The sequence below is a fragment of the Methylobacterium sp. FW306-05-D genome (assembly GCF_058782155.1).
In genome coordinates this window covers 1-11,354 of sequence record NZ_JBYSXL010000106.1, presented here as the reverse complement: position 1 = coordinate 11,354, position 11,354 = coordinate 1, and the positions used below count along the sequence as shown (strand labels likewise).

General features: G+C 72.4%; 12 protein-coding genes and 1 pseudogene. 7 read left to right on the top strand and 6 right to left on the bottom strand.

The window, feature by feature from the left end; translation table 11 throughout:
• A partial coding sequence (locus AC3WLN_RS22230) for an RgsD C-terminal domain-containing protein (RefSeq protein WP_492484911.1) occupies nt 1–821 on the top strand: 821 nt, incomplete at its 5' end.
• A gap of 68 nt (nt 822–889) precedes the next feature.
• On the opposite strand, the gene thrS is transcribed toward AC3WLN_RS22230, so the two are convergent.
• Nucleotides 890–2,917, bottom strand: a complete 2,028-nt coding sequence (gene thrS / locus AC3WLN_RS22225) for a threonine--tRNA ligase (protein ID WP_492484909.1) — start codon at nt 2,915–2,917, stop codon at nt 890–892.
• Between the two features lie 388 nt (nt 2,918–3,305).
• Here thrS and AC3WLN_RS22220 point away from each other — a divergent pair, with 388 nt between their 5' ends.
• Nucleotides 3,306–4,700, top strand: a complete 1,395-nt coding sequence (locus tag AC3WLN_RS22220; RefSeq protein ID WP_492484907.1) for a 2-hydroxycarboxylate transporter family protein — start codon at nt 3,306–3,308, stop codon at nt 4,698–4,700.
• On the opposite strand, the gene yidD is transcribed toward AC3WLN_RS22220, so the two are convergent.
• On the bottom strand, nt 4,681–5,022 hold the full coding sequence (yidD, locus tag AC3WLN_RS22215) for a membrane protein insertion efficiency factor YidD (RefSeq protein WP_492484915.1): 342 nt from the start codon (nt 5,020–5,022) through the stop codon (nt 4,681–4,683). The genes AC3WLN_RS22220 and yidD overlap by 20 nt on opposite strands.
• A 4-nt stretch (nt 5,023–5,026) precedes the next feature.
• Nucleotides 5,027–5,470, bottom strand: coding sequence for an iron-sulfur cluster assembly scaffold protein (locus tag AC3WLN_RS22210; protein WP_492484905.1), 444 nt, complete (start codon nt 5,468–5,470; stop codon nt 5,027–5,029).
• Nucleotides 5,471–5,786: 316 nt separating this feature from the next.
• Here AC3WLN_RS22210 and folE point away from each other — a divergent pair, with 316 nt between their 5' ends.
• The 3 genes from folE (at nt 5,787) to AC3WLN_RS22195 (ending at nt 8,095) form a co-directional block, all read left to right on the top strand.
• Nucleotides 5,787–6,554, top strand: coding sequence for a GTP cyclohydrolase I FolE (folE, locus tag AC3WLN_RS22205; RefSeq protein WP_492484913.1), 768 nt, complete (start codon nt 5,787–5,789; stop codon nt 6,552–6,554).
• An 11-nt stretch (nt 6,555–6,565) separates the two neighbouring features.
• Nucleotides 6,566–6,982, top strand: coding sequence for a phosphoribosyl-AMP cyclohydrolase (hisI, locus tag AC3WLN_RS22200; RefSeq protein WP_492484903.1), 417 nt, complete (start codon nt 6,566–6,568; stop codon nt 6,980–6,982).
• Between the two features lie 81 nt (nt 6,983–7,063).
• Nucleotides 7,064–8,095 (top strand): patatin-like phospholipase family protein, encoded by a 1,032-nt coding sequence (locus AC3WLN_RS22195; protein WP_463777872.1) that lies wholly within the window; start codon nt 7,064–7,066, stop codon nt 8,093–8,095.
• 34 nt (nt 8,096–8,129) lie between these two features.
• On the opposite strand, the gene AC3WLN_RS22190 is transcribed toward AC3WLN_RS22195, so the two are convergent.
• Both AC3WLN_RS22190 and AC3WLN_RS22185 read right to left on the bottom strand, forming a co-directional pair.
• Entirely contained in the window at nt 8,130–8,561 is a 432-nt protein-coding gene (locus AC3WLN_RS22190; protein ID WP_492484901.1) for a CBS domain-containing protein, read from the bottom strand.
• A 184-nt stretch (nt 8,562–8,745) separates the two neighbouring features.
• Nucleotides 8,746–9,561 (bottom strand): rhomboid family intramembrane serine protease, encoded by an 816-nt coding sequence (locus tag AC3WLN_RS22185; RefSeq protein ID WP_492484899.1) that lies wholly within the window; start codon nt 9,559–9,561, stop codon nt 8,746–8,748.
• Nucleotides 9,562–9,859: 298 nt separating this feature from the next.
• Here AC3WLN_RS22185 and AC3WLN_RS22180 point away from each other — a divergent pair, with 298 nt between their 5' ends.
• Together AC3WLN_RS22180 and AC3WLN_RS22175 are read left to right on the top strand one after the other, a co-directional pair.
• A complete protein-coding gene (locus tag AC3WLN_RS22180; protein WP_463777862.1) occupies nt 9,860–10,468 on the top strand; it encodes a PAS domain-containing protein in 609 nt (202 codons plus the stop codon).
• 76 nt (nt 10,469–10,544) lie between these two features.
• Nucleotides 10,545–11,171: a PilZ domain-containing protein gene (locus AC3WLN_RS22175; protein ID WP_492484897.1), complete on the top strand. Its 627-nt coding sequence runs from the start codon at nt 10,545–10,547 to the stop codon at nt 11,169–11,171.
• A gap of 18 nt (nt 11,172–11,189) precedes the next feature.
• On the opposite strand, the pseudogene AC3WLN_RS22170 reads toward AC3WLN_RS22175, so the two are convergent.
• Nucleotides 11,190–11,354, bottom strand: a pseudogene (locus AC3WLN_RS22170) (deoxyguanosinetriphosphate triphosphohydrolase); the annotation flags it as partial.

The following is an 11,354-nucleotide window of genomic DNA, read 5'->3' as shown; positions in this document are numbered from 1 at the left end:
CCTCCCCCACCCTGTCGGCTCCGTCGATGTCCGATCCCTCGGCGCCGCCGCTGCCCAGCGCGGCGAGCGCGGCGCTGACCCTCTCGGCGGTGTTCGCGGGCGGCGACAGGCCCCTGCGCTCCGGGCTCGCCTGGCGCATCTACGAGGACCGCACGGACGGGACGAAGCCCGCCATCGTGGCCCGCTCCGAGGCGGCCGAGCCGAGCTTCACCCTGGCGCCGGGCTCCTACGTGGCCACCGTGACCTACGGCTTCGCCAGCGCCGCGCGCCGCGTCGTCATGGCCGGCCAGCCGGCCTCCGAGCAGCTCAAGGTCAATGCCGGGGCGCTCAAGCTCTCGGGCGCCATCGGCGACGTGAAGCTCAGCCCCGACCAGCTCGCCTTCTCGGTCTTCGTGCCGATCGGGACGAACTCGGAGGGGCGCCTCGTGCGCAGCGGCGTCAAGGCGGGCGAGCTCCTGCGCCTGCCCGAGGGCACCTACCACGTGGTCTCGACCTATGGCGGCTCGAACGCGATCCAGCGCGCCGACCTCAAGGTGGAGAACGGCAAGGTCACGGACGCCACCCTCAACCACCGCGCCGCCACCCTGACCCTGAAGCTCGTGGCGGCCGAGGGGGCGGAGGCCTTCGCGGGCACCGCCTTCTCGGTGCTGACGCCGGGCGGCGACACCATCCGCGAGGCCATCGGGGCCTTCCCGCAGGTGACCCTGGCGGAGGGCGACTACGTCCTCATCGCCCGCCACGACGGGCAGGTCTACACCCGCGAGTTCAAGGTCGAGAGCGGCCTGAACCGCGACGTCGAGGTCATCGCCAAGGCGAGCTGACGCCGGCCCCCCCCCCCTCCGGGGCGGGGGGGCGGCCCCCCCCCCCCCGGGGGGGGGGGGGGGCGGCCCTACGGCGTCGGCGCCTCGCCGTGCCGGCCGTCGAGGGCGACCTCGGCGCTCGGCACGGTCTCGGCCACCGAATCCGCCCGGATGCGGTCCGGCGCGGTCGCCTCCGCCACCAGGGCGGCCAGGGTCTCGTCGAGGCCGCCGGTGCGGGTGTGCTGGCTGCCGAGGCGCCGCACCGAGACCGTGCGCTCCTCGCCCTCCTTGCGGCCGACGACCAGCATCACCGGCACCTTGGCGAGCGAGTGCTCGCGGACCTTGTAGTTGATCTTCTCGTTGCGCAGGTCGGCCTCGACCCGCAGGCCGAGGCGCGTCGCGGCGGCCACGACCTCGCGGGCATAGGGGTCGGCATCGCCCGTGATGGTGGCGACCACCACCTGCACCGGCGCCAGCCAGAGCGGGAAATGCCCAGCGAAATGCTCGATCAGGATGCCCGTGAAACGCTCCAGCGAGCCGCAGATGGCGCGGTGGACCATGACCGGGGGCTTCTTGCCGCTCTCGGCATCGACGTAGAACGCGCCGAAGCGCTCCGGCAGGTTGAAGTCGACCTGCGTCGTGCCGCACTGCCAGTCGCGCCCGATGGCGTCGCGCAGCACGTACTCGAATTTCGGCCCGTAGAAGGCGCCCTCCCCCGGATTGATCGCGGTCTTGATCCGGCCGCCGGACTGCTCCTCGATCTGGGCGAGCACCCGGGTCATGACCTCTTCGGCATGGTCCCAGAGGGCGTCCGAGCCGACCCGCTTCTCGGGGCGGGTCGAGAGCTTCACCACGATCTCGCCGAAGCCGAAATCCGCGTAGGTGGAGAGGATCAGGTCGTTGATCTTCAGGCACTCGTCGGCGAGCTGGTCCTCGGTGCAGAAGATGTGCGCGTCGTCCTGGGTGAAGCCGCGCACCCGCATCAGGCCGTGCATGGCGCCGGACGGCTCGTAGCGGTGGACCACGCCGAACTCGGCCATGCGCAGGGGCAGGTCGCGGTAGGACTTCAGGCCGTGCTTGAAGATCATCACGTGGCCGGGGCAGTTCATGGGCTTCAACGCGAACCAGCGCTTGTCCTCGGCCTCGTCGCCGGCGGATTGAGCCGCGAACATGTTCTCCCGGTACCAGCCCCAGTGGCCGGAGGTCTCCCACAGGGCCTTGTCGAGGATCTGGGGGGCGTTGACCTCCTGGTAGTCGCCGCGCAGGCGCCGGCGCATGTAGGCGATCAGCTCCTGGAACACCGTCCAGCCCTTGGCGTGCCAGAACACGACGCCCGGCCCCTCCTCCTGGAAGTGGAACAGGTCCATCTCGCGCCCCAGGCGCCGGTGGTCGCGGCGCTCGGCCTCCTCCAGGCGGTGCAGGTAGGCGTCGAGATCCTCCTTCGTGGCCCAGGCGGTGCCGTAGATGCGGGTCAGCATCGGGTTGTTGGAATCGCCCCGCCAATAGGCGCCCGCCACCTTCATCAGCTTGAAGGCGGTGCCGACCTTGCCCGTGGAGGTCATGTGCGGGCCGCGGCAGAGGTCGAACCAGTCGCCCTGGCGGTAGACCTTGAGGTCCTCGCCGGGCGGGATCGCGTCCACGAGCTCGACCTTGTAGGCCTCGCCCTTCTCGGCGAAGAGCGCCCGGATGGCGTCCCGCGTCCAGACCTCCTTGGTGAAGGGGGCGTCGCGGGCGATCAGCTCGCGCATCTTCGCCTCGATCTTCGGGAAGTCCTCCGGCGTGAAGGGCTCGTCGCGGGCGAAGTCGTAGTAGAACCCGTTCTCGATCACCGGGCCGATGGTCACCTGCGTCCCCGGCCACAGGGCCTGCACCGCCTCGGCCAGCACGTGGGCGCAGTCGTGCCGGATCAGCTCGAGGCTGCGCGGATCGGTGCGGTCGAGGAACTCGATGCGGGCGTCCTGCGCGATCGTGTCGTCGAGGTCGCGCACCGTGCCGTCGAGGGCCATGGCGACGGTGCGCTTGGCCAGGGACTTGGCGATGCCCTCGACGACGGCACGGCCGGTGATCGCGGCGTCGTAGCTGCGGGTGTTGCCGTCGGGGAAGGTCAGGATCGGCATGGCCGGGGCTCCTTGGAGGCTCACTCCTGCGTACGCGGCAGGTAAGCGGGGGCGGTTCTCGGATCGGGGCGGGCGCGATGCGGCGCCGCGCCGGGCCGTTTAGACCCATTCGCAGCGGGAAGGAACGCGAATTCCGAGCGGCGCGGCCCATGGGGACGCCGCGGGACCGCCGGCCGGCGCTCCCGCCCCCGGGTTGCTGACAATCCCCAGTGATCCTCAATCACCAGTGCCGCGCGTGCGGGCCGATCAATTGACAAGGACGGCCCGACCCGACTGATGCTGGCCCCCGGCCTTCCGTTCCGTACGGTCGAGACCAGAAAAAAATCCAAAAATCAGAGACGAGCCGGCCCCGCGGGGCAAAACAGGGCTCTCGCCGGGAGAGACGTTCATGCCGAGCCCCGTACCGACGGCGCACCCCGAGGGCGTCGCGATCACCACGACGGCCCACCTGCCGGGCGGACGGGCCGGGACGCGGCGCTTCTGGCCGCAGGGCTGGTGGCGCCTCGTCGACATCCAGATCGGCATCATCCCGCTGCCGGTCTACCTGATCCTGGTGGCGCTGCTCTGGGTGCTGACCGCGGAGGGCGAGATCAAGGCCGACGCGCCGACGATGATCGCCGTGCTGGTGCTCGGCGGCTTCACCTGCGCGGAGATCGGCAAGCGCCTGCCGGTCCTGCGCCAGATCGGGGCGGGGGCGATCTTCGCCACCTTCATCCCCTCGGCGCTGGTCTACTACGCGCTGATCCCGGGCCCGATCGTCAAGGCGATCACCGACTTCACCAAGTTCACCAACTTCCTCTACCTCTACATCGCAGCCATCATCGTCGGCAGCATCCTCGGCATGGACCGGGCGGTGCTGATCAAGGGCTTCCTCAAGATCTTCGTCCCCCTCGGCCTCGGCTCCCTGGCGGCGGGCTGCGTCGGCACCCTGGTGGGCACCCTGCTGGGGCTCGGGGCGCACCACACCTTCTTCTTCATCGTGGTGCCGATCATGGCCGGCGGCGTCGGCGAGGGCGCGATCCCGCTCTCCATCGGCTACGGGGCGATCCTCGGGATGCCGCAGGGCGACGTCTTCGCCCAGGTGCTGCCGCCGGTGATGCTGGGCAGCCTCACGGCGATCATCCTGGCCGGCACCCTCAACTGGGTGGGCAAGCACCGCCCGCACCTCACCGGCGAGGGCCGCCTGCAGCCCGACACGGAGAACGACATGGAGGCGGGCGCGCCCGTGGAGACCGGCCCGATCGACGCCGCCACGGTGGCGGCGGCCGGCCTCACGGCGGTGACGCTCTACCTGCTCGGCGTGATGTGCCACCACCTCACCGGCCTGCCCGCCCCCGTGGCGATGCTGTTCCTGGCGGTGCTGGCCAAGCTCGCCAGCGCGGTCTCGCCCCGGCTCCAGGCCGGCGGCTTCATCGTCTACAAGTTCGTCCAGGTCGGCATGACCTATCCGCTGCTCTTCGCCATCGGGGTCTCGCTCACCCCCTGGGACAAGCTCGTGGCGGCGTTCACGATCCCGAACCTCATTACCATCGTGGCCACCGTCGTCACCCTGATGGCGACGGGCTACGGCGTCGGGCGCCGGCTCGGCATGTACCCGATCGAGACCGCCATCGTGAACGCCTGCCACAGCGGCCAGGGCGGCACCGGCGACGTGGCGATCCTCACCGCCGCCAACCGGATGACCCTGATGCCCTTCGCCCAGATCGCCACCCGCATCGGCGGCGCCCTCACGGTGACGGGGACGCTGGTGTTCCTGAAGTGGATCACGGCGGCGCCGGTCTAGGCGCCCCCTCCTCCGTCGCCTCGCAGGCGAAGGGCGAGGGCGGCGCGTTGACCCCGCGCCAGCGGCCGTAGCGCCAGGGGCGGAACCAGGCGGCGCCCGGCGGCAGCGCCTCCGGCACTAGGTCGATGCCGTGGGTGCCGAGGGGGCCGCAGCGGCAGATGCGGGAAAACCCGATCCAGCCGCCCGCCCAGAGCCCGTGCCGCTGGATCGCCGCGTCGGTGTAGTGCGAGCACGAGGGCCAGTGCCGGCACTGGCGGCCGATCAGGCTCGACAGGGTGAGCTGATAGGTGCGGATCGCCCCGTGGGCGACGCGGCGGAGCAGCATGCTACTCGGCCGCCGCCGCCCCGGCCTCGATCCGGTCGAGGGCCTCCACCACCGCGTCGAAGGTCAGGAGCGTCGAGGCGTGGCGGGCCTTGAAGTCGCGCACCGGCTCCAGCACGGCGAGGTCCGCCCAGGCCCCCGTGGGCGCCGGGCCGTTCTCCTTGAGCATCCGCCGCATGGCGGCCCGGACCGCGCGCAGCTCGCCGGTGCTGGTGCCGACCACGTGGCGGGCCATGAGCGAGGACGAGGCCTGGCCCAGGGCGCAGGCCTTCACCTCGTGGGCGAAGTCGGTGACCGTGCCGTCCCGCACCGCCAGATCCACCGTGACGGTGGAGCCGCAGAGCTTCGAATGCGCGGTGGCGCTGGCGTCCGGCGCCGGCAGGCGCCCGAGACGCGGGATGTCGGCGGCCAGTTCGAGGATGCGACGGTTGTAGATGTCGTCGAGCATGGCGTTCCGTTCCGTCTGCGACCTGATCCGCGCGCCCCCCCGGGTGCCCGGCGGGCCGCCGGCTCCCGATCCGAAGGGCTGATCCGCGCGGCCCGCATTGCGCGCCGGCGCGATAACGTCGATATAGGCCCCCACGCACCGTTTCGCGAGGAGGCGGCACGTCGACCCGGGTCGCGCCCACGGCCGGGGTCGCGCCACGGCAGACGGCACCGTCCGGGCATCGGCCGAGCTTTTCCGACGGCCCCATGGTTCGACGATGTACGCAAAGCCTGACAGCCACCCGATGACGACCCGGATCGCCCGGGCGGAAGATGCCATGGATGCCGCGCTCAAGTCCCTTTCCTACCGCCTGACCGAGACGGAGGAATCCGGGATGCAACCGACCCGCCAGAACGGCGCCCTCGGCGCCATGCGCAACGACAACGCGCGCGCGCCTGAAGCCCCCGAGACCGCACCCGAGATCGCCCCCCTGCCCGCCTCCGCCCAGCGGGTGCCGGACGCCGTCGCCACCGGCCGCCCGAGCCGCGAGGAGGCCGAGGCCGCCGTGCGCACGCTCCTGCGCTGGGCCGGCGACGACCCGAACCGCGAGGGCCTGCGCGACACGCCGGCCCGGGTGGTGAAGGCCTACGGCCAGATCTTCGGCGGCTACGAGCAGGACGCCGACGCGCTGCTCGAGCGGGTCTTCGAGGAGGTCGAGGGCTATTCCGATATCGTGCTGGTGCGCGACATCCCGTTCTACTCCCATTGCGAGCACCACATGGTGCCCTTCATGGGGCTGGCGCACATCGCCTACTACCCGACCAAGGGCGTGGTCGGCCTGTCGAAGCTCGCCCGCGTGGTCGACACCTTCGCCCGCCGCCTGCAGACCCAGGAGACCATGACGGCCCAGATCGCCGACGTGATCGAGAGCATCCTCAAGCCCCGCGGCATCGCCGTGATGGTCGAGGCCGAGCACCTCTGCATGGCGATGCGCGGCGTCCAGAAGGCCGGCGTCTCCACCATCACCACCCAGTTCCGCGGCGCCTTCCGCAACGACGCCAACGAGCAGGTCCGCTTCCTCACCCTCGTGCGCAACAAGTCCTGAGCCGGCCCGCCATGACGAGCGCCTTCCCGGAGCCCGGCGGCCGGGCCGAGGTCGAGGAGGGGGCGGCCTTCACCCCCCGCTTCGACGCCAACGGCCTCGTCTCCTGCATCGCCGTCGACGCCGCCGACGGGCAGGTGCTCATGCTCGCCCACATGAACGCCGAATCCCTGGCCCGCACCCTGGAGACCGGCGAGGCCTGGTACTGGTCGCGCTCCCGGGGCACGCTCTGGCACAAGGGCGCCACCAGCGGGCAGATCCAGCGCGTGGTCGAGATGCGGGTCGATTGCGACCAGGACGCCGTGCTGATCCGCGTGACGGTCGGCGGCGACGGCGGCTGCTGCCACACCGGCCGGCGCGCCTGCTTCTACCGAAGGGTCGATCACGATCTGGCGACCGGCCGCGCGACCCTGCGGCCCGCCGATGCCTGATCCCGGCGCGCTGCGGACCTGTCCGAGGCGGGTCCGGCGCGCCGTCCGTGTCCCGTCTTCCCGTTCCGGCGCCGTCCGGCGATGATGTGGGACGGCCTGTCCCCCGGCCCCGCCCGGGTCGAGGTCCGGCAGGTGGCGCCCGCCCGCGCGCGCTTTCCGGCCGGGGCGGTCGAGCCCGTGGCCCCGCCGCAGGCCCCCGGCCCCCGCATCGGCCTCGCGCTCGGCGGCGGCTCGGCCCGGGGCTGGTCGCAGATCGGGGTGATCGAGGTGCTGGAGGAGGCCGGCATCCACCCGGCCGTGGTGGCGGGCTGCTCCATCGGCGCCGTGGTGGGGGGCTGCTACGCGGCGGGCCAGCTCGGCCTGCTCAAGGCCTTCGCCCTGTCGCTGACCCGGCGCAGCGTGATGGGCCTCCTCGACCTGCGGCTCCGCTCCGGCCTGATCGCGGGCGACCGCCTGAAGCGGCGCCTCCAGCACGATCTGGCCGACCGCCGCATCGAGGGCCTGCCGATCCGCTTCGCCAGCGTCGCCACCGACCTCCACAGCGGCGAGGAGGTCTGGCTCACCCGGGGCTGCCTGGTGGAGGCCCTGCGCGCTTCCTACGCCCTGCCGGGCGTCTTCCCGCCGGTGCGCTGCGGCGGCCGGCTCCTCCTCGACGGCACCCTGGTCAACCCGGTGCCGGTGACCATCGCCCGGGCGCTGGGGGCCGACCTCGTGATCTGCGTCAACCTCAACGGCGACCCGCGCCCCGGCACGCGGGAGGCGTCGCCCGCCCGGGTCACGGCCGAGGCCGTGCTCCCCGCCCCCCGCCGGCCCCGGCGCTGGATCCTGCGCCGTCCGGGGCCGCGGCAGGCCGAGCCCGAGCGGGCGAACGGCCTCGCCACCCCCGGCATGGCCCGGGTGATGCTCGACGCCTTCAACATCACGCAGGACCGGATCTCGCGGGCGCGCCTGGCCGGCGACCCGCCCGACATCGCCATCGTGCCGCGCCTGGCCGGGATGGGGCTGTTCGAGTTCCACCGGGCGGCCGAGGGGATCGCCCTCGGCCGGGAGGCGGCGCGGGCCGCCCTGCCCCAGATCCGCGGCCTCGTGGCCGCGGCCGCCGCCCGGACCTGATCCCGGGCCGGACCTGTCTCGGCTCCGACCTGCCTCACGCCATGGTGATGTAGTCGCGCATGGCCCGATGCTCGGCCTCGACGGCCTCGATCCGGCGCTTGACCACGTCGCCGATGGAGATGAGGCCGGTGAGCCGGCCGTCCTCGACCACCGGCACGTGGCGGAAGCGGCCCTCGGTCATGAGTTGCATGACCTCCTCGATGCTGCAGGCGCGGGTGCAGGTGGTGACCTCCGCGGTCATGTGCTCCGAGACCAGGGCGTCGAGGGCGTTGGCGCCCTTGGCGGCGAGCGCCCGCATGATGTCGCGCTCGGAGAGGATGCCGCGCACCGCCCCGTCCGCATCGCTGACGACGACGGCGCCGATGCGCTTCTCGGCCAGGAGATGGATGGCCTCGTCGAGGGTGCGCTGCGGCTCCACCGTGACGACGGAGCGGCCCTTCTCGGCGAGGATGCGAGCAACGGTCATGGACGTGTCCTTTCCCTGAATTCACCCGTGGGACGGGGCGGCCGGGCTTGGCCTGTCGTGGCGGGGTGCCCGGCTCGGTCTATGGCGATTGTGTGGCGTGCGCCGGCATATGGCAAGATCCCGCAGGACCTTGCCGGGTGAATAGCAGAATAATTCAGATCTTGGCCGGGGCCGGGGCCTGCGATCAGCGCCGGGTGCGGTCGAGCAGCGGCAGCAGGAAGAAGCCCGCGACGAACCCGCCGAGATGCGCGTCCCAGGCCACCGAGGTCGCCTCGGCGCCGAGCGGCAGGGCGATGACCCCGAACAGGAAGTTCGTCGCCAGCCAGATCCCCAGGAACACCACCGCGGTGCGGTTGCGCATCAGCTCCGGGATGGTCTGGAGCGGGGGCGGCGCCGGGCGCTGCCAGGGGAGCGCGCCGGCATGGACGGGTGGCGGCTGGAACACGAAGCGCGCGGCGGCCGCCATCAGGGCCGAGACGCCCGCCGAGGCCCCGATCAGGGGCGCGGTGCTCAAGGGATCGAGGAGGACGTGGAGGATGCCGCCCGCCACCGCGCCCACGAGGGCGATCAGGCCGTAGCGCCAGGGGCCGTAGCGACGGGCCACCGGCGAGCCGAAGGCGGCGAGCCAGACGGTGTTGAAGATCACGTGCATCCACGAGCCGTGCAGCAGCGCGTAGGTCGCGAAGGTCCAGGGCATCGCGGCGGGGTCGGCCGCCACGTAGCGCGCGAAGGCCTGCCGGGCCTCGACGACCTCGGGGTCGCCCGCCAGCGCCGCGGCCGCCCGCAGGAGCTCCTCGGCCCGGGCGGGATCGACGGCCACGCTCCAGCGCCCGGGAATCAGGGCGAGGTCGATCAGGGCGGCGATGTCCCAGGTGTCCGGCAGCACGAATTCGCGCAGGGCGTGGAGTCCCACCAGCACCCCGATCGACGCGGTGACCACGCCCGGCATGTTGAAGATCGGAACGCGGTTCTGCGGCGGCAGGTCGGGGCTGGCATCCATGGGGCCACCATGTCGGGGCGGGATGCGGCGCCGCAAGCCCCGCGGTGCCGGAAAGCCGCGCCGCGTGAACAATCGCCGCGCTCCGCCCGGCCTCGCGCGGAGGCGGCCTGCCCAAACTTGCCGGTGGACAACTCCCGACGCCCGTTAACCTTGACGAAGGGTTAAGGGGGCGCCGCGAGGGTGAGCGGCATAAGCTCTGCGCCGAGCCTGGCACAGACTTCCGGAGCGGCCCAGAACCGTCCCGAAAGCGCCCGATTCGAGAAGGTCCCTCGCCGGACCGTGCCATTGTGGGACTCCCATGAAGCATCCGACCAGCCGCCTGCTCCACGCCTACTGGGACAAGCTGCGGCACGCCCGCGCCGCGCCGGAGCGCAGCGAGATCGAGCCCGGCGAGATCCGCAACCTCCTGGCCGACAGCCTGATCCTCGAGGTCGACATGGCGCGCGGGGCGGCCTCGGTCCGGCTGGCCGGCACCCATGTCTGCGCCCTGTTCGGGCGCGAGCTGAAGGGCCGGGACTTCGCCGGCCTCTGGGGCCGGCCCGACGCCGATCCGTGGCTGCTCGTCGAGGCCGTGGCCCTGGACACGGTCGGGGTCGTGGCCGGCCTGCAGGGCCTGACCGAGCGCGGCGAGGGCATCGACCTCGAACTCCTGCTGCTGCCCCTGCGCCACCACGGCGAGACGCAGTCCCGCATCCTGGGCGCCCTCAGCCCGACCTGCGTGCCGCACTGGCTCGGCATCCGGCCCCTGACGCAGATCCGCACCACCTCCCTGCGCATCCTCGGCCACGAGGCCGCCCCGGCCTACCGCGATGCGCAGGCGACCCTGCAGGACCTGCCCGAGCCCGCCAACGACAGCGCCCCGCTCCGGCGCGGCCACCTCCTCGTCCATCCCGGCGGGCGCGCCTGACCGGGCAAACCTTATCGTAACCAGCGACCGGTAGCCTGACGGGCAGTGAAGCCTCGAAACGAGTCGCCCTGTTCCCATGATCGAGGTCGCCGCCCGTCCGCCCGCGAGGCTGCCCCGTGACGTCCGGATCTCGGACCTGCGCCGGCACCACCGCGTCAAGGTCTCCATGCTGGGGCGCTACATGCTGGCGGACCGGCGGGAATACCCCTGCCAGACCGTCGACATGTCCCCGGGCGGGGTCCGCCTCACCTGCGCCGTCACCGGCGAGGTCGGCGAGCGCGTGGTGCTCTACCTCGAACATGTCGGCCGCATCGAGGGCACCATCGCCCGCCTCATCCCCGGGGGCTTCGCCGTCCGCCTCAGCGCGACGCCGCGCAAGCGCGACAAGATCGCCTCGCAGTTGACCTGGCTCGCCAACCGGGAGAGCCTCGGGCTGCCGGAGGGCCGCACGCACGAGCGCCTGACGCCCCTGGTCACGGGGGTCGTGCTGCGCCTGGAGAGCGGTCGCGAGGTGTCGGCCCGGATCATCGACATCTCGATGTCGGGTGTGGCGCTCGCCACCGGCAGCACCCCGGCGATCGGCATGAGCCTGATGGTCGGGCGGACCCCCGGTCGGGTGGTGCGCCATTTCGAGGGCGGCATCGGCGTGCACTTCATGCTGCCGATCTCCGCCGACCTGTTCCACGAGGGGCTGGTCCTCTGAGGTCGCCCGCCCCCGGCCCTACGGGTCGGTGAGGGGCAGGCCGCGGCTGGCCGGGCTCCAGTGCAGGTCCGGCGTCGTCGCGAACAGGCGCCGGTGGGCGATCACCGCGTAGGTGTCGGTCATGCCCGCGATGTAGTCGGCGACCCGGCGGGCGATGCGTCCCGCCTCCGCCCCCTCCAGGCC

Coding starts and splice junctions, on each gene's coding strand:
- AC3WLN_RS22185 (WP_492484899.1), bottom strand. CDS start 9,561: ATGGATGCCAGCCCCGACCTGCCGCCGCAGAACCGCGTTCCGATCTTC.
- AC3WLN_RS22175 (WP_492484897.1), top strand. CDS start 10,545: ATGATCGAGGTCGCCGCCCGTCCGCCCGCGAGGCTGCCCCGTGACGTC.
- thrS (WP_492484909.1), bottom strand. CDS start 2,917: ATGCCGATCCTGACCTTCCCCGACGGCAACACCCGCAGCTACGACGCC.
- hisI (WP_492484903.1), top strand. CDS start 6,566: ATGACGAGCGCCTTCCCGGAGCCCGGCGGCCGGGCCGAGGTCGAGGAG.
- folE (WP_492484913.1), top strand. CDS start 5,787: ATGGATGCCGCGCTCAAGTCCCTTTCCTACCGCCTGACCGAGACGGAG.
- AC3WLN_RS22195 (WP_463777872.1), top strand. CDS start 7,064: ATGATGTGGGACGGCCTGTCCCCCGGCCCCGCCCGGGTCGAGGTCCGG.
- AC3WLN_RS22190 (WP_492484901.1), bottom strand. CDS start 8,561: ATGACCGTTGCTCGCATCCTCGCCGAGAAGGGCCGCTCCGTCGTCACG.
- AC3WLN_RS22180 (WP_463777862.1), top strand. CDS start 9,860: ATGAAGCATCCGACCAGCCGCCTGCTCCACGCCTACTGGGACAAGCTG.
- AC3WLN_RS22220 (WP_492484907.1), top strand. CDS start 3,306: ATGCCGAGCCCCGTACCGACGGCGCACCCCGAGGGCGTCGCGATCACC.
- AC3WLN_RS22210 (WP_492484905.1), bottom strand. CDS start 5,470: ATGCTCGACGACATCTACAACCGTCGCATCCTCGAACTGGCCGCCGAC.